A 14,542-nucleotide genomic window follows, 5' to 3' on the forward strand; every position below is an offset into this window, starting at 1 on the left:
GTTGTTGCAATTGCTATTCGACGCCGATCGGGTCGTGGATGGGTTGTCGGGCAGAATTCTGGAGAGACGGCGAACAGGAAGATCCCCCGCACTGCAAGGCAGTGCGGGGGATCTCCGGGGGGTAGCTGGGCCGGTCAGTTGGCCGGAGGCATCAGCACCGTGTCGATCATGTACACCGTGGCGTTGGCGGTTTGCACACCACCGCACACCAGGCCGGCGTCGTTGACCATCATGTCGTTACCGGCGCCGGTGACGTTCAACGTCGCACCCTGAACCGTCGCGTGCTCGCCCGCGACCTGGTCGGGGCCCGCCTGCCCGGGCACCACGTGGTAGGTCAGGATGCTGGTCAGCAGATCAGCGTCCGTCTGGAGTGTCTCCAGGGTGGCGGCGTCGATCTTGGCGAACGCATCGTCAGTCGGTGCGAACACGGTGAATTCACCGCCGTTGAGGGTGTCGACGAGGTTGACGTCGGGATTGAGCTGTCCCGACAGCGCCGAGGTCAACGTGGTGAGCATCGGGTTGTTCGATGCCGCGACGGTCACCGGATCCTGTGCCATGCCTGCAACCGAGCCGGGCCCCTCGGGCACCTGTTCGGCGTAGGCGGCGCATCCGGAGCCGATGAGTGTGGCCGCGGGGTCGGCCATCGCGCTGGTCGTCGTCGGGGATTCTGAGGTGCCGGTCGCGTCCTCGACGGCCGACTCGGCCGCGCTGGTGGCCGACGTGGCGTTGGTCTCGGCCTCCTCGCTCGAACAGGCCGCTGCCCCAAAGATCGCTACTGCGGCGATACCCGCCGCCGCAGCCGACTTCCGGTGAAATGCCTTCATATTCTCCCTATCCCTTCATGAGCAGACGTCGTTGCCCGCCCTGAGCTGACACTGGTGATTCCACACTGCGGCCCCCGCGGATGGGTCTGGACAGGTTCCGTCACATTCACGTCATAATTTGCATCGGTCGCAGCCGGTACCCGGGCTGACCGCGGCGCGGTGGTCCCGAGCGGCACAATGGACCGGTGAGCGAATCGGACAGACGGCTGCGGGTGCTGATCCTGGGCAGCACGGGGTCCATCGGAACCCAGGCGCTCGACGTCATCGCCGCCAACCCCGAACGCTTCGAGATCGTCGGCCTGGCCGCCGGCGGTGGCAACCCCGACCTGCTCAGTCGGCAGCGCAGGCAGACCGGGGTGACGAACATCGCCGTCGCCGACCCGGCCGCCGCCGGCATCGTCGGTGACGTCGGCTACACGGGACCGGATGCGGTCACCCGGCTCGTCGAGGACACCGCCGCGACAACCGGGGTCGACGTGGTGCTCAACGCGTTGGTGGGCGCACTGGGTCTGAAACCGACGCTGGCGGCGTTGGCCAGCGGCGCCCGGCTGGCGCTGGCCAACAAGGAGTCGCTGGTGGCGGGCGGTCCGCTGGTGCTCAGGGCCGCCGCTCCGGGACAGATCGTGCCGGTCGACTCAGAGCATTCCGCGCTGGCACAGTGCCTGCGCGGCGGCACCGCCGACGAGGTCGCCAAGCTGGTCCTGACCGCGTCCGGCGGGCCGTTCCGAGGCTGGAGCAGAGCACGGCTGGAGAACGTCACCCCCGAACAGGCGGGCGCGCACCCCACCTGGTCGATGGGGCCGATGAACACGCTGAACTCAGCATCTCTGGTCAACAAGGGACTGGAGCTGATCGAGACCCACCTGCTGTTCGGCGTCGACTACGACCGCATCGATGTTGTTGTGCATCCGCAGTCGATCGTCCACTCGATGGTGACGTTCACCGACGGCTCGACCCTGGCCCAGGCCAGCCCTCCCGACATGAAGTTGCCGATCGCGCTGGCGCTGGGCTGGCCGGCCAGGGTGGCGGGCGCCGCGTCGGCCTGTGACTTCACCACGGCTGCGACCTGGGAATTCGAACCCCTCGACAGCGACGTCTTCCCGGCGGTCGACCTCGCCCGCGCCGCCGGCCGCGGCGGTGGATGTCTGACCGCGGTCTACAACGCCGCCAACGAAGAGGCGGCAGAGGCGTTCCTCGCGGGTCGCATCCCGTTTCCGGCGATCGTCAGAACCATCGACGACGTGCTGCGCGCTGCCGACCAGTGGTCGGCCGAACCAGCTACCGTGGAGGACGTGCTCGACGCGCAGCTGTGGGCCCGTGACCGGGCGCGGCGTGCGGTCGAGCGCGAACCCGCAGCTAGAGGATAAGGACCGACCACCACATGATGTTCACGATCGGCATCGTGCTCTTCGCACTCGCCATCTTGCTGTCGGTGGCGCTGCACGAGTGCGGCCACATGTGGGTCGCGCGCGCGACCGGGATGAAGGTGCGTCGCTACTTCGTCGGTTTCGGTCCCACGTTGTGGTCCACCCGCAGGGCCAACAGGCTCGGTGAGACCGAGTACGGCGTCAAGGCGGTCCCGCTGGGTGGGTTCTGTGACATCGCGGGCATGACATCGGTCGAGGAACTCGCACCCGACGAGCGTCCTTACGCGATGTACAAGCAGAAGACGTGGAAACGCGTGGCGGTGCTGGCGGCCGGACCCGGTATGAACTTCGCCATCGGTCTGCTGCTGATCTACGCGATCGCGGTCATCTGGGGCCTACCCAACCTGCACCCGCCGACCAACGCCATGGTGGGGGAGACGTCGTGCGTGAAATCCGAAGTCACTCAGGGAACTCTGGGTGACTGCATCGCCCCCAGTCCGGCAGCCGCGGCAGGCATCCAGGCCGGCGATGTGGTGGTGAAGGTCGGAGAGACGCCGGTGGCCTCGTTCGACGAACTGGTCACCGCGGTGCGCCAGCTCGACGGGCCGACGCCGTTCACGGTGCAGCGGGATCAGGACGGCCAGGTTCGGGAGTTCACCACCACCGTCGACGTGACGCAGAGTCAACGCTATGTCGCCGGCGGCGACGGGGCCGCCGAGCCGGTACCCGCGGACGTCGGCACCATCGGCGTCACCGGGGCCACCTTCGGGCCGACGCAGCACAACCCGCTCTCTGCAGTGCCGGCGACGTTCGCGTTCACCGGCGACCTCGCCGTGGAACTGGGCAAAGCGCTGGCCAAGATCCCGACCAAGGTCGGCGCTCTGGTGGAGTCGATCGGCGGCGGCGAACGCGATCCCGAAACGCCGATCAGTGTCGTCGGTGCCAGCATCATCGGCGGCGACACCGTCGACGCCGGGCTGTGGGTGGCGTTCTGGTTCTTCCTGGCCCAACTGAACTTCGTGCTCGGTGCGATCAACCTGGTTCCGTTGCTACCTTTCGACGGCGGACACATTGCGATCGCCGTGTTCGAGAAGCTCCGCAACCTGTTCCGGTCGGCGCGCGGCATGGTGGCCGCCGCGCCGGTGAACTACCTCAAGCTGATGCCCGCCACCTATGTGGTGCTCGTGCTGGTGGCCGGCTACATGCTGTTGACGGTCACCGCCGACCTGGTCAACCCCATCAGACTTTTCCAGTAGGAGATCTCATGACCATGTCCATCGGGTTGGGGATGCCGGCAGCGCCGGCACCCACCCTGGCCCCCCGCCGCAAAACCCGTCAACTGATGGTGCGTGACGTCGGTGTCGGCAGCGACCACCCGATCTCCGTGCAGTCGATGTGCACCACCAAGACCCACGACATCAACTCCACGCTGCAGCAGATCGCCGAGCTGACCGCGTCGGGCTGCGACATCGTGCGCGTGGCCTGTCCGCGGCAGGAGGACGCCGACGCGCTGCCGATCATCGCCAAGAAGTCGAAGATCCCGGTGATCGCCGACATTCATTTCCAGCCCAAGTACATCTTCGCCGCGATCGACGCGGGCTGTGCGGCGGTGCGCGTCAATCCGGGCAACATCAAGGAGTTCGACGGTCGGGTCAAAGAGGTCGCCAAGGCGGCCGGGGCGGCGGGCATCCCGATCCGCATCGGCGTCAACGCCGGATCGCTGGACAAGCGGTTCATGGAGAAGTACGGCAAGGCGACACCGGAGGCGCTGGTGGAGTCCGCGTTGTGGGAGGCCTCCCTGTTCGAGGAACACGGCTTCGGTGACATCAAGATCAGCGTCAAGCACAACGACCCCGTGGTCATGGTCGCCGCATACGAACTGCTGGCCTCCAAGAGCGACTACCCCCTGCATCTCGGGGTGACCGAGGCCGGGCCCGCGTTCCAGGGCACCATCAAGTCGGCGGTGGCGTTCGGCGCGCTGCTGAGCAAGGGGATCGGTGACACTATCCGGGTGTCGTTGTCCGCCCCGCCCGCCGAAGAGGTCAAGGTCGGCAACCAGATCCTCGAGTCGCTGAACCTGCGGCCGCGTGGTCTCGAGATTGTGTCGTGCCCGTCGTGCGGGCGCGCCCAGGTCGACGTGTACACCCTCGCCAACGAGGTGACCGCCGGCTTGGAGGGCATGGAGGTGCCGTTGCGGGTCGCGGTGATGGGCTGCGTCGTCAACGGACCCGGCGAAGCCCGGGAAGCCGACCTCGGCGTCGCCTCGGGCAACGGCAAGGGCCAGATCTTCGTCAAGGGTGAGGTCATCAAGACCGTGCCCGAAGCGATGATCGTCGAGACGTTGATCGAAGAGGCCCTGCGGCTGGCTTCGGAGATGCAGGACGAATCCGGGGCGACACCGGGTTCAAATGATGGCAGCGGTTCGCCCGTTGTGACCGTAAGCTGAGACTCGGCCCCCGAGGTGCGGGGTCGGCTTTAGCAAGGTAAGTCGCAGAAAGAGTCCAGATGTCGGCTCCTCCGCTTTTCCGCCTCGTTGATGAGCGAAGGGTGTCGGTGCTGCGTGACGTGCGCGACATGTCGGCGGTTCGGCAGGTACTCGACAGCGACCCGGTGGCTGCGTGCATGGTCGCTTCCCGCGTCGCCGAGTACGGCATCGAGCCCGCGGGGATCGGCGGCGAGCTGTGGACTCGGCGGCGTGCCAGCGAATCGTTGTGTTACGCCGGAGCCAACCTGATTCCGTTGCGCGGCGGGCGCACCGACCTCAATGCGTTCGCCGACAAGGCGATGAGCCAGGCCCGACGGTGCTCGTCACTGGTCGGCCGCGCCGAACTGGTGCTGCCGATGTGGCAACGCCTCGAACATGTCTGGGGCCCTGCCCGTGACGTCCGCGACCACCAACCGCTGATGGCGCTGAGCGCCGCGCCGATCTGTGCGGTCGATCCGGAGGTCCGTCCGGTCCGCATCGACGAGCTCGACGCCTACCTCGTGGCGGCCGTCGACATGTTCATCGGTGAGGTCGGCATCGATCCGCGCGCCGGGGACGGCGGCCGGGGGTATCGGCGCCGGGTGGCCGGGCTGATCGCCGCCGGACGCGCGTGGGCCCGGTTCGAACGGGGTCAGGTGGTGTTCAAGGCCGAGGTCGGCTCCCAGTCGCCTGCGGTCGGCCAGATCCAGGGCGTATGGGTGCATCCCGACTGGCGCGGGCGCGGGCTCGGCACCGCAGGCACGGCCGCCCTGGCCGCCGCGGTGGTGGGCAGTGGCCGCATCGCCAGCCTGTACGTCAACAGCTTCAACACCGTCGCACGCGCCACCTACGCCCGGATCGGATTCACCGAGGTGGGTTCGTTCGCCACGGTATTGCTGGACTGAATTCCACGGCCGCATACTCTTGCCCACATGACCGAGCAGGACCTGACGGCCGAGCGCAGGATCATCGCCGACGCGCTCGTCCACGCACTTCGACGCAGACACGAGGTGCTCGACGCCGTCGTCGCCTCCGACGACTACGACACGGCGATCGAGGCGATCGCCGACCTGCTCGACACGTCTGCGACGGCGGCGGAAGCGGTCCTGAGGTTGTCGTTCGACCGGCTGACCAAGGTCTCGCGCCGCAGGATCGCCGCCGAGCTGGACAACCTCAACAGCCAGGAGCTGTCGTTCGCCTCCGCCGAGCCGTCCGGCCGCTCGGCGCGCCGGCTGATGCTGCGGCCGTTCGCCGCCGACGCGGACCGGGACATCTTCGCCGCCCGAACCGAGGACGTGCGCTCGGCCGGTGACGGCACGGCGGCGCCCCCGGGCGACCTCGGCGACGAGATCCGCGAGGCGGTCGCGCGGGTGGCCGCCGAGGAGGCGGTCTGGTTGGTGGCGGAAGTGGGTTCGACCAAGGTCGGCATGGTGTTCGGCGAGCTCTCCGACGGTGAAGTCGACGTCAGGATCTGGATCCACCCGCATCACCGCAAACAGGGCTACGGCACCGCCGCGCTGCGCACCTCCCGCTCGGAGATGGCTGCCTACTTCCCGGCCGTGCCCCTGGTCGTGCGCGCGCCGGCCGCCGGGGCCTAGCGCATCGGCCCGGTCGTCCGGGCGTGGGTGAGAAGGTCGTCCACCGACCACTGGTCGTCGGCGTGGCGGCCATACTTGGCGGCGACGAGTTCCGCTGCGGGTTCGCCACCCTGCTCGCGGGCCTGGGACTGTGAGCGCGACGAAATCCGATTTGTGCAGACGCCTTCTCGCACAACGTCTGCAAAAGTCGGATCTCGGCGTGCCCACGGTGCGCCTACGCGGCGAAGTGGTCTCAGCTTCGTAACATCTGCACCAATGGCAACTCTGTTCTCATCTGCATCACGGGCGACCGGCTTCGCCATGGCGGTCTTGTTGGTCGTCACCCTCGGCGCCTGCACACCCAGACCCGACGGACCCGAACCCGCGGCCGAGGAGTTCTTCGCCGCGTTGGCCGTCGGCGACACCACGGCCGCCGCCGAGCTCAGCGACCGACCGGAGGCCGCCCGGGCGACGCTCAACGAGGTGTGGGCCGGCCTGCAGGCCACCGGACTGGACGCCCAGATCCTCAGCTCGAAGTACGCCATGGACACCGGAAGCATCACCTACCGCTACACCTGGCGCCTGCCCAAGGACCGCACCTGGACCTACGACGGACAGCTCAACATGGTCCGCGCCGACGGGCGCTGGGAAGTCCGCTGGAGCGCCACCGGGGTGCATCCGAGGCTGGGGGAGAACCAGACCCTCGCGCTGCGGGCGGACGCGCCGCGGCGCGCCTCGGTCAACGAACGTGGCGGCACCGATGTCCTGGTGCCCGGCTACCGGTACCACGTCGCGCTCGACGCCCGGGCGGCCGGCTCCGCGCTGATGCCGACGGCGCGGGCGGTGGTCGGCGCACTGCACCGGTTCGACAACACCCTGGAACCGCAGCGGCTCGCCGAACTGGCCAGTTCGAAGCGGGCTCCGTTGAGCCTGATCACGCTGCGTCAGGCCGACCACGACGCGGTCGCCGGTGCCATCGGCGCGCTCCCGGGGGTGGTGATCACGCCGCAGCCGGAAATGGTGCCCACCGACGAGAACTTCGCCCCGGCCCTGATCAATCAGGTCAAGAACACCGTCGTCGACGAACTCGACGGCACCGCCGGGTGGCGCATCGTCAGCGTCAACCAGAACAGCGTCGACGTCGACATCCTCCACGAAGTGCCCGGTGAGCCGGCGCCGTCGGTGACGATCAGCCTTGACCGGTCGGTGCAGAACGCCGCGCAACACGCCGTCGACACCACCGGCAAGCAGGCCATGATCGTGGTCATCAAACCGTCGACCGGCGAGATCATGGCCGTCGCGCAGAACGCCGCCGCCGACCGGGAGGGGCCGATCGCCACCATGGGCCTGTTCCCGCCCGGGTCGACGTTCAAGATCGTCACCGCGGGCGCGGCGATCGAACGCGACATGGCCACCCCCAACACGCTTCTGGGCTGCCCGGGCCGGATGGACATCGGCCATCGCAGCGTGCCCAACTACGGCGGCTTCGACCTCGGCACGGTGCCGATGTCGCGGGCGTTCGCCAGCTCGTGCAACACCACGTTCGCCGAACTCGCCAGCCGGATGCCCCCCCGCGGGCTCACCCAGGCCGCCGCGCAATACGGCATCGGGCCGGACTACACCATCGAGGGCATCGACACCGTCACCGGTTCGGTGCCGCCCACGGTGAACCTCACCGAACGCACCGAGGACGGTTTCGGGCAGGGCAAGGTTCTGGTCAGTCCTTTCGGGATGGCATTGGCTGCCGCGACCGTCGCCGCCGGCCGTACCCCGGTTCCCCATCTCATCGACGGACGCGAAACCGAGGTCACCGGTGCGAGCGATCCGATCCCGGCCGGCGTGGTCGACAGCCTGCGGCCGATGATGCGCCTGGTGGTCACCAACGGCACCGCCGAGGACTTGCAGGGGGCCGGGGACGTGCGCGGCAAGACCGGCGAGGCCGAGTTCGCGGGCGGGTCCCACTCGTGGTTCACCGGATACCGCGGTGACATGGCGTTCTCGGCGCTGATCGTCGGCGGCGGCAGCTCGGAGTACGCCGTGCGGATGCTCAAGGGCATGCTCGACGAACTGCCGCCGGGCTACCTGGCCTGATCGCCCGCTCGCGGCCGGTTCGGCTGGGAGCCGGGCAGCCGACGGCGGTACCGTGGAAACCGCCATGACCGAAATCAACCACATCCCCGGCGGCCTGCCCGCCGACGCCGTCGAGATGCGGATCTCCGACGCCGACCGCAACGGCACGCTGCGCCGGTTGCACAATGCCGTGGCCCTCGGTCTGATCGACATCGACGAATTCGAGGAGCGTTCGGCAATGGTGTCGCGGGCGCGGCTGCGTTCGGATCTCGACACGCTCGTCGGCGACCTGCCCGGTCCCGGTGCCATCGTCACCTCGGCCGCAGACCGCGTGGAACTGCGCGGCGTGCTCGGATCGCTGAAGCGTCAGGGGGAGTGGGTGGTGCCCAGCAGGCTGGCGCTGCACCGCCGGATGGGGTCTGTCGAGCTGGACCTGACGCGGGCGCGGTTCGCCGGTCCCATCGTGGTCATCGAACTCGACATGAAGTTCGGCGGCCTCGATCTGAGGCTCCCTGACGGGGCCAGCGCCTCGATCGACGACGTCGAGGTCAACGTGGGAAGTGCCCACGACCACCGCAGGGACGCCCCGGCAGAGGGCACCCCGCATGTCATCCTCACCGGCAAGGTCGTATGCGGTTCGGTGGACGTGCGCGGGCCCCGCAAATCCTTTCGGTTTCCCCGCCCGTTGCGTGGCTGACCGCTACCTGAGCTGTTCGTCGGGAACGCCGTAGCGCTGCTGGTACCCGCGGACCTGCTCGCGCATCTCGACGGCATCCAGGCCGGTGTCCGCCCAGCGGTACCGCGTGCCGCCGTGGTCTCCGGGGTGGGCGAGCAGGAAATCGCGCATCCGTTGCTCGGTCGCGGGCTCCAGCTCGCGGCCGAGCTCGGTGTACAGCGCCCGCACCACGGCCAGCGGGTCGCGGATGAACTCCGCGAACTGCACGTCGACGAACCGGTTTCCGGCCAGGGCGCCGGAGTCGCGCAGCGTCATCGCCCGCTGCAGGCCGACGACGATCTCCTCCTTCGATTGCGTCGCACACTCGGTGATCGAGGACTCGTCGGATGCCAGCCGACGCAGATGGTGGGTGAGCGCACTGATCGACGAGATGACGTTGAGCGGGTCCCGATGGGTCTGCACGATCACCGCGTCGGGGTACTCGGCTGCCAGTGTGTCCAGCTGCCACAGGTGCGCCGGTGACTTCAACAGCCACTGACACGGTTGCTCTGTCGGGCCGGGCACACCGGATTGCAGGTGCTGCAGGAACATTCGGTGATAACGGTAGGCCGGGGCATGATCGGCCTCGTGCAGCAGCCAGCGATAGTAGCCGGGCAGCCGGTACTGCACCGAGAAGATCATGCTGCAGAACTGCCCTGCGGTGATGCGAACGCATTCCTGCCCGACCCGAGCTCCCATCGGGTGATGCACCAGCAGTCCGGGCACGATCTGCTCCGACGCCTCGATGGTGGCCTGGGTCTCGGCGATCCGCGGGTCGCTGTCGTAGGTGTCGGGCCGAGGCAGCGGGAAGGGGTGGTCCACCTCCCAGGTCAGCGGCGGCCGCAGCGCGCGATCCTGGGCCAGCAGGTCGAACAGGATGGTCGTGCCGGTGCGCGGTTGCCCCACGATGAACAGGGGTCGCTGCACGGGCGACGCGGCGATCTCGGGGTGCTGCCTGCGCCAGCTCACGATCCGCAGCCGGTTGGTGAGGGCACGGACGACGTCCATGACGGCGATCTCGACGCCGAGATCGTTGAGCCGCGCATCGGCGGTCAGACCGTCGCACAGCCGGCCGAGACCGTCGCGCCAACCGGCGTCGTCGCCGAAGTCGTCGGTGCCGGCGATCTCGGCCGACTGTTCGACGAGGCGGTCCGGATCGAGCCGAGCCACGCTCATGAGGCCGAACCGCCCCGGCGGACCGTCGTGCGCACCGCCGGCGCGTCCGGGTTGTCGAGCCAGCGCAGCACCACGAAGCCGCGCCGCCGGCCGCCGGTGTCCAGCCAGTGGCCATGGCCGAGGTCGGCGGCGCCGATCGCGATTCGTACAAGGCCGTCGGAGTCCGGGGCGACCCCCTTGTTGGTGACCGAGCTGTGCCGATGGTGTGGTTCGAGACATTCGTGCCAGACGTTCTCGAGGGTGACGTTCCAATAGCGGGTGTCGGGAGGGGTGAACTCGAGCAGCAGTGATTCGTCGGTGTCGAGCGCAAAAGACCCGAGCATGTACAGGTTGTCCGGCGTGGTGTCCGCGCCGCCGAGTTCGGCAGCCGCGGCGGTGACCAGCGAGTTGGGCTGGGTGAGCAGTTCCGGCTTGATGGTGCGGTGCAGGGTGGCCAGCTTGACGATGGTCCACGCCATCGCGGTGAACGCGGCGGCCGCCTCGGTATCTGTAACCGGTCGCAGTGGCGGGGGGTCGAGACATTGGACGGTCATCGACGCCGGGGTTTCGGCGGCGGCGTCGGCGATGTACTCGCGGACCACGACCGCCGACGCGTCCTCGGGGATGGGGATCCACTGGGCGCCGCCGAGCGCATCGGCTCCCGGGTCGGTGGCGGCGAGCACCAGGGCGAAGGAGCCTTGTGTGCACTGCAGTGCGGTGTCACTGAGATAGCCGGCCATCCGCCGGGGGGTCAGCCCGGTGCCCGCGAGCACCTGGAACCCGAGATAGGTGGTGGTACCGCGCTGTCCGGTGATGCGGTAGCAGTGGTCACCGCGGATCATGGCCAGCAGATATCGGCCGTCGGGGTTGGGCCCGCCCACCATCCTGGTGTCGGTGCACATGTCGAAGAAGTGTGGGCGTTGCGGGTCGGCCTCGACGGACAACTCTGTGCACAGCGCGGTGACCTTGGCCAGCATGCGAAGGCCCTCGCGCAGTTCACGGTCGTCGGCCGCATCGTCGATGACCGTGGCGGTGAGGTCGGCCAGCATCTGCTGGACGAATCGCCACGACTCGATGACCGCCGGGGTGTCTTCGTTGCGTTCTGCTTCCACGGTGAGACATAGTCTCACTATGGACGCTGTCTCAGAGGAGAAATCGCGGGAAAGCCTGACCGTCCGCAAACAGCGAGCGACCAGGGCCCGGATAGCAGCGGCAGCAGCGCAGGCGGTGGCCGAGCACGGATTGGCCGGCGCCACCGTCGACCAGATCGCGGCCGCCGCCGACATCGGCCGCGCCACCTTCTTCCGGTACTTCAGCGCGAAGGAGGATGCGGTCGCCGACGGGATGACCGCCCACTGGCTGGACCGCATCACCGCGGCGATCGCCACGCAGCCACCGGGCTCATCGGCCGCCGCCGCGGTGGTGGCGGCGTTCGAGGACCTCGGCGACGGCTTCGACGAGATCAGCGATCAGGTTCGCGAGCTGGCGACGTTGACGCGGTCGTCGCCGGTCTTCAGCGCATGGACGCTGCAGATCTACCTGCGATACGAGGCGGCCATCGCCGAACTGGTGGCTTCCCGGTTCACTCACCTTGCGCCCGATGATCCACGGCCACGGCTGCTGGGTGCGATGGCGATGGCCGCGATCCGGATCGCCCTCGACGACTGGCTGATCAGCGGAGGTTCGTTGCCATCGCGGGTGCGCGGCGCACTCGCGTCGATCACCGTCGAATGACGCTAGCGCGGGTCCAGGACCGCGAAACTCAGCGTCGCACGCGCTGCGAGCCGGCCGCGCGCAGCGTCGGTGACGTCCACCGCGATGACCGACAACCGGCGCCCGGCGCGTACCACGGTGGCCTCCGCTCGGGCCGGACCCTCCAGGATCGGCGCCAGGAAGTGCACGGTCATGTCCGCAGTCGTGACGTCCTGCCCCGGACCGACGTGCCGATCTGCGAGCCGGCCGGCGGCGATGTCGATCAAGGTGGCGACCAGTCCGCCCTGCAGTGCACCCCGCCTGTTCACCAGGTCGGGCCGGTTCTCCAGCTCGATAACCAGGCGCTCGTCGGACTCTTCGACGTCACGGAAGTCCAGTCTGCTGAACAAGTGGCCCGGGGTGACCTGCATGGCAGGAACGCTAGCATCATTCTCCAGGAACGAGAGTGCCGTTCTCCCGATAGTCTGGCCAGATGCCAGTACGGACCGCCCTTCGCCCCGGCGTGGTGTCGCCGACGCTGCCGGTGCCCAAGTCGATCGCCCGCCCCGAGTACGTGGGACGGCCGACGGTGCGTGAGGGCACCGAACCCTGGGTGCAGACGCCCGAAGTGATCGCCAAGATGCGGATCGCCGGGCGGATCGCCGCGGGGGCACTCGCCGAAGCCGGCAAGGCCGTCGCGCCCGGGGTCACCACCGACGAACTGGACCGCATCGCCCACGACTACATGGTCGACCACGGCGCGTACCCGTCGACGCTGGGCTACAAGGGCTACCCGAAGTCGTGCTGCACGTCGCTCAACGAGGTGATCTGCCACGGGATCCCCGATTCGACGGTGGTGGCGGACGGCGACATCGTCAACATCGACGTCACCGCCTACATCGACGGTGTGCACGGCGACACCAACGCGACGTTCCTGGCCGGTGACGTCTCCGAGGAGCACCGGTTGCTCGTCGAACGCACCCACGAGGCGACCATGCGTGCCATCAAGGCCGTCAAGCCCGGACGATCGCTCTCGGTCGTCGGCCGCGTCATCGAGGCCTACGCAAACCGATTCGGCTACAACGTCGTTCGTGACTTCACCGGGCACGGCATCGGCACCACCTTCCACAACGGCCTGGTGGTCCTGCATTACGACCAACCCGCCGTCGAGACCGTGCTCGAACCGGGTATGACGTTCACGATCGAGCCGATGATCAACCTCGGAAGCCTGGACTACGAGATCTGGGACGACGAGTGGACCGTGGTCACCAAGGACCGGAAGTGGACGGCCCAGTTCGAGCACACCCTCGTCGTCACCGACACCGGAGCCGAGATCCTCACCCAGCTGTGAGCTCCGGCGCGGTGAGTAGCCTGGTGGCATGACCGGGCACCGGGTGGCGAGGGTCGCCGTGGTGACCCTGGTCGCCGCCGTGCTCGCCGGATGCTCGCAGGCGATCACCGGCACCGCGGTCTGGCCGGGCGAAAAGCTCGAGCGTGCGGTGCTCACCGAGGCCGACTTCCCCGCCGGGGTGCGCTACCAGCGCATTCTCAAGGATCGTGGGGAAGAAGACGGCGCAGGCGCGCCGCCACCGATGCTCTCCTCGCCGCAAGGGTGCACCGACGGGTTGACCCGGAACATCGCCGAGACGGCTGAGCGCGGGGCAGGCAGCGCCGCCGAATACATGGTGGCCTACGACGGGGCGCGGGTGATCATGACCGTGCTGACGTGGTCGCTCAATCTCGAGCAGTTGGCCGCCACCGCCGAGCGGTGCGCACGATACGACACGTTCTTCGAGCCGTCCGATCCCGGAATCCCGGTGACCACCACCAGGCTGCAGACCCCACGGCCGGATGCGCTGGTGTACCAACAGACGATGAGCCTCAACGGCCTCGAGAGCAGCGTGTACTTCTCGTTCGAGAACGTGGGGACAATGGCGGTGTTCGGCCTCGCGTTGCCCACCCCGGACCCCGGCATCGCGGTCAAAGGCACGCTGCCGCAGACATTTTTGGAGATCACCGACCGACAGGCCGAACGCGCGCAGGCGGTTTGACCACACGGATCAAGAGCATGAAAAGCCACCCGCGGACTTCGTTGCTACCTGTAGTTTTACGCAATGCCTTCTCCAATGATCACTGTCGACGGCTTCGGGGTGCCCGTCGAGGTCGCCGGCCCGGAGAAGGGGTCCGCCGTGGTCGTGCTCGGCGCGGCCCATCAAGCGCCTGCCGCCTATGAAGCCGTCTGCCAGCGACTGCACACCGCGTCGCTGAAAACCGTCGTCATCGGTCCCGACCCCAGGCTGACCCCCAAATCCGTGATCGGCATCCTCGACGCCCTCGACATCCGGTGGGCACTGCTGGTCGGTGACCGGCTCGGCGGAGAGCTGGCATGGGAACTGGCAGCGACACGGCTCGACCGGTTCACCGGGCTGGTGGTGATCGACCGCGGGCATCCGCGGGTGGCCGACCTCGCCGGGGTGGTGCGCGACGAGCACTGTCCGCCCGTGGAACTCAACACGACCGCGCTGGTGAGCACCCCGGCGGCCCGGGCGGTCGCCAAGGCCACCCAACGTTTTGTCTACGGCGACTATCGGGTGGTCGACCTGCTCGGACGACGCAATGCGGCGGATTCCACCGCGCAACTGGCCGCCGAGATCGTGATGCGCACCAGCACCTGGTGA

15 protein-coding genes are annotated in these 14,542 nt (G+C 68.3%); 11 read left to right on the plus strand and 4 right to left on the minus strand.

The window, feature by feature from the left end; genetic code table 11:
* Positions 1–134 precede the first annotated feature (134 nt).
* Complete coding sequence (locus BEMPMBAN_RS27315) at positions 135–824, minus strand: fasciclin domain-containing protein (RefSeq protein WP_159228949.1); 690 nt, start codon at positions 822–824, stop codon at positions 135–137.
* A gap of 185 nt (positions 825–1,009) precedes the next feature.
* On the opposite strand from BEMPMBAN_RS27315, the gene dxr reads away from it, so the two are divergent.
* From dxr to BEMPMBAN_RS27350, 7 genes are all read left to right on the plus strand, one after another.
* Entirely contained in the window at positions 1,010–2,191 is a 1,182-nt protein-coding gene (gene dxr / locus BEMPMBAN_RS27320) for a 1-deoxy-D-xylulose-5-phosphate reductoisomerase (RefSeq protein WP_159228950.1), read from the plus strand.
* A 14-nt stretch (positions 2,192–2,205) separates the two neighbouring features.
* Positions 2,206–3,447 carry a M50 family metallopeptidase gene (locus BEMPMBAN_RS27325; protein WP_159228951.1) on the plus strand — a complete coding sequence of 414 codons (1,242 nt, stop codon included), beginning with the start codon at positions 2,206–2,208 and terminating at the stop codon, positions 3,445–3,447.
* 14 nt (positions 3,448–3,461) lie between these two features.
* A complete protein-coding gene (gene ispG, locus BEMPMBAN_RS27330; RefSeq protein ID WP_425294923.1) occupies positions 3,462–4,637 on the plus strand; it encodes a flavodoxin-dependent (E)-4-hydroxy-3-methylbut-2-enyl-diphosphate synthase in 1,176 nt (391 codons plus the stop codon).
* A gap of 59 nt (positions 4,638–4,696) precedes the next feature.
* Positions 4,697–5,560, plus strand: coding sequence for a GNAT family N-acetyltransferase (locus BEMPMBAN_RS27335; RefSeq protein WP_159228953.1), 864 nt, complete (start codon positions 4,697–4,699; stop codon positions 5,558–5,560).
* Positions 5,561–5,587: 27 nt separating this feature from the next.
* Positions 5,588–6,253, plus strand: a complete 666-nt coding sequence (locus BEMPMBAN_RS27340) for a GNAT family N-acetyltransferase (RefSeq protein ID WP_159228954.1) — start codon at positions 5,588–5,590, stop codon at positions 6,251–6,253.
* Positions 6,254–6,508: 255 nt separating this feature from the next.
* Positions 6,509–8,323, plus strand: a complete 1,815-nt coding sequence (locus tag BEMPMBAN_RS27345) for a penicillin-binding transpeptidase domain-containing protein (protein ID WP_159228955.1) — start codon at positions 6,509–6,511, stop codon at positions 8,321–8,323.
* A gap of 64 nt (positions 8,324–8,387) precedes the next feature.
* Entirely contained in the window at positions 8,388–8,999 is a 612-nt protein-coding gene (locus tag BEMPMBAN_RS27350; protein WP_159228956.1) for a DUF1707 SHOCT-like domain-containing protein, read from the plus strand.
* A gap of 3 nt (positions 9,000–9,002) precedes the next feature.
* On the opposite strand, the gene BEMPMBAN_RS27355 is transcribed toward BEMPMBAN_RS27350, so the two are convergent.
* Positions 9,003–10,193: a sulfotransferase family protein gene (locus BEMPMBAN_RS27355; RefSeq protein WP_159228957.1), complete on the minus strand. Its 1,191-nt coding sequence runs from the start codon at positions 10,191–10,193 to the stop codon at positions 9,003–9,005.
* Positions 10,190–11,221: a DUF1214 domain-containing protein gene (locus BEMPMBAN_RS27360; protein ID WP_159228996.1), complete on the minus strand. Its 1,032-nt coding sequence runs from the start codon at positions 11,219–11,221 to the stop codon at positions 10,190–10,192. The genes BEMPMBAN_RS27355 and BEMPMBAN_RS27360 overlap by 4 nt, the downstream gene beginning before the upstream one ends.
* 82 nt (positions 11,222–11,303) lie before the next feature.
* Between BEMPMBAN_RS27360 and BEMPMBAN_RS27365 the strand changes: the two genes are divergently transcribed.
* Positions 11,304–11,906: a TetR family transcriptional regulator gene (locus tag BEMPMBAN_RS27365; RefSeq protein ID WP_159228958.1), complete on the plus strand. Its 603-nt coding sequence runs from the start codon at positions 11,304–11,306 to the stop codon at positions 11,904–11,906.
* Between the two features lie 2 nt (positions 11,907–11,908).
* On the opposite strand, the gene BEMPMBAN_RS27370 is transcribed toward BEMPMBAN_RS27365, so the two are convergent.
* Complete coding sequence (locus tag BEMPMBAN_RS27370; RefSeq protein ID WP_159228959.1) at positions 11,909–12,295, minus strand: PaaI family thioesterase; 387 nt, start codon at positions 12,293–12,295, stop codon at positions 11,909–11,911.
* 62 nt (positions 12,296–12,357) lie between these two features.
* Here BEMPMBAN_RS27370 and map point away from each other — a divergent pair, with 62 nt between their 5' ends.
* The 3 genes from map to BEMPMBAN_RS27385 all read left to right on the plus strand — a co-directional run bounded on the left by map (position 12,358) and on the right by BEMPMBAN_RS27385 (position 14,542).
* The gene (map, locus tag BEMPMBAN_RS27375) at positions 12,358–13,215 is read left to right on the plus strand and encodes a type I methionyl aminopeptidase (RefSeq protein ID WP_159228960.1); all 858 of its coding nucleotides are present in this window, start codon (positions 12,358–12,360) and stop codon (positions 13,213–13,215) included.
* 28 nt (positions 13,216–13,243) lie between these two features.
* On the plus strand, positions 13,244–13,915 hold the full coding sequence (locus tag BEMPMBAN_RS27380) for a hypothetical protein (RefSeq protein ID WP_159228961.1): 672 nt from the start codon (positions 13,244–13,246) through the stop codon (positions 13,913–13,915).
* A 63-nt stretch (positions 13,916–13,978) separates the two neighbouring features.
* Positions 13,979–14,542 carry an alpha/beta fold hydrolase gene (locus BEMPMBAN_RS27385; RefSeq protein WP_159228962.1) on the plus strand — a complete coding sequence of 188 codons (564 nt, stop codon included), beginning with the start codon at positions 13,979–13,981 and terminating at the stop codon, positions 14,540–14,542.

The organism is Mycolicibacterium austroafricanum (genome assembly GCF_902705885.1).
Lineage (GTDB): Bacteria > Actinomycetota > Actinomycetes > Mycobacteriales > Mycobacteriaceae > Mycobacterium > Mycobacterium vanbaalenii_A.

Coding starts and splice junctions, on each gene's coding strand:
- BEMPMBAN_RS27315 (WP_159228949.1), bottom strand. CDS start 824: ATGAAGGCATTTCACCGGAAGTCGGCTGCGGCGGCGGGTATCGCCGCA.
- BEMPMBAN_RS27325 (WP_159228951.1), top strand. CDS start 2,206: ATGATGTTCACGATCGGCATCGTGCTCTTCGCACTCGCCATCTTGCTG.
- ispG (WP_425294923.1), top strand. CDS start 3,462: ATGTCCATCGGGTTGGGGATGCCGGCAGCGCCGGCACCCACCCTGGCC.
- BEMPMBAN_RS27335 (WP_159228953.1), top strand. CDS start 4,697: ATGTCGGCTCCTCCGCTTTTCCGCCTCGTTGATGAGCGAAGGGTGTCG.
- BEMPMBAN_RS27340 (WP_159228954.1), top strand. CDS start 5,588: ATGACCGAGCAGGACCTGACGGCCGAGCGCAGGATCATCGCCGACGCG.
- BEMPMBAN_RS27345 (WP_159228955.1), top strand. CDS start 6,509: ATGGCAACTCTGTTCTCATCTGCATCACGGGCGACCGGCTTCGCCATG.
- BEMPMBAN_RS27350 (WP_159228956.1), top strand. CDS start 8,388: ATGACCGAAATCAACCACATCCCCGGCGGCCTGCCCGCCGACGCCGTC.
- BEMPMBAN_RS27355 (WP_159228957.1), bottom strand. CDS start 10,193: ATGAGCGTGGCTCGGCTCGATCCGGACCGCCTCGTCGAACAGTCGGCC.
- BEMPMBAN_RS27360 (WP_159228996.1), bottom strand. CDS start 11,221: ATGCTGGCCGACCTCACCGCCACGGTCATCGACGATGCGGCCGACGAC.
- BEMPMBAN_RS27365 (WP_159228958.1), top strand. CDS start 11,304: ATGGACGCTGTCTCAGAGGAGAAATCGCGGGAAAGCCTGACCGTCCGC.
- BEMPMBAN_RS27370 (WP_159228959.1), bottom strand. CDS start 12,295: ATGCAGGTCACCCCGGGCCACTTGTTCAGCAGACTGGACTTCCGTGAC.
- map (WP_159228960.1), top strand. CDS start 12,358: ATGCCAGTACGGACCGCCCTTCGCCCCGGCGTGGTGTCGCCGACGCTG.
- BEMPMBAN_RS27380 (WP_159228961.1), top strand. CDS start 13,244: ATGACCGGGCACCGGGTGGCGAGGGTCGCCGTGGTGACCCTGGTCGCC.
- BEMPMBAN_RS27385 (WP_159228962.1), top strand. CDS start 13,979: ATGCCTTCTCCAATGATCACTGTCGACGGCTTCGGGGTGCCCGTCGAG.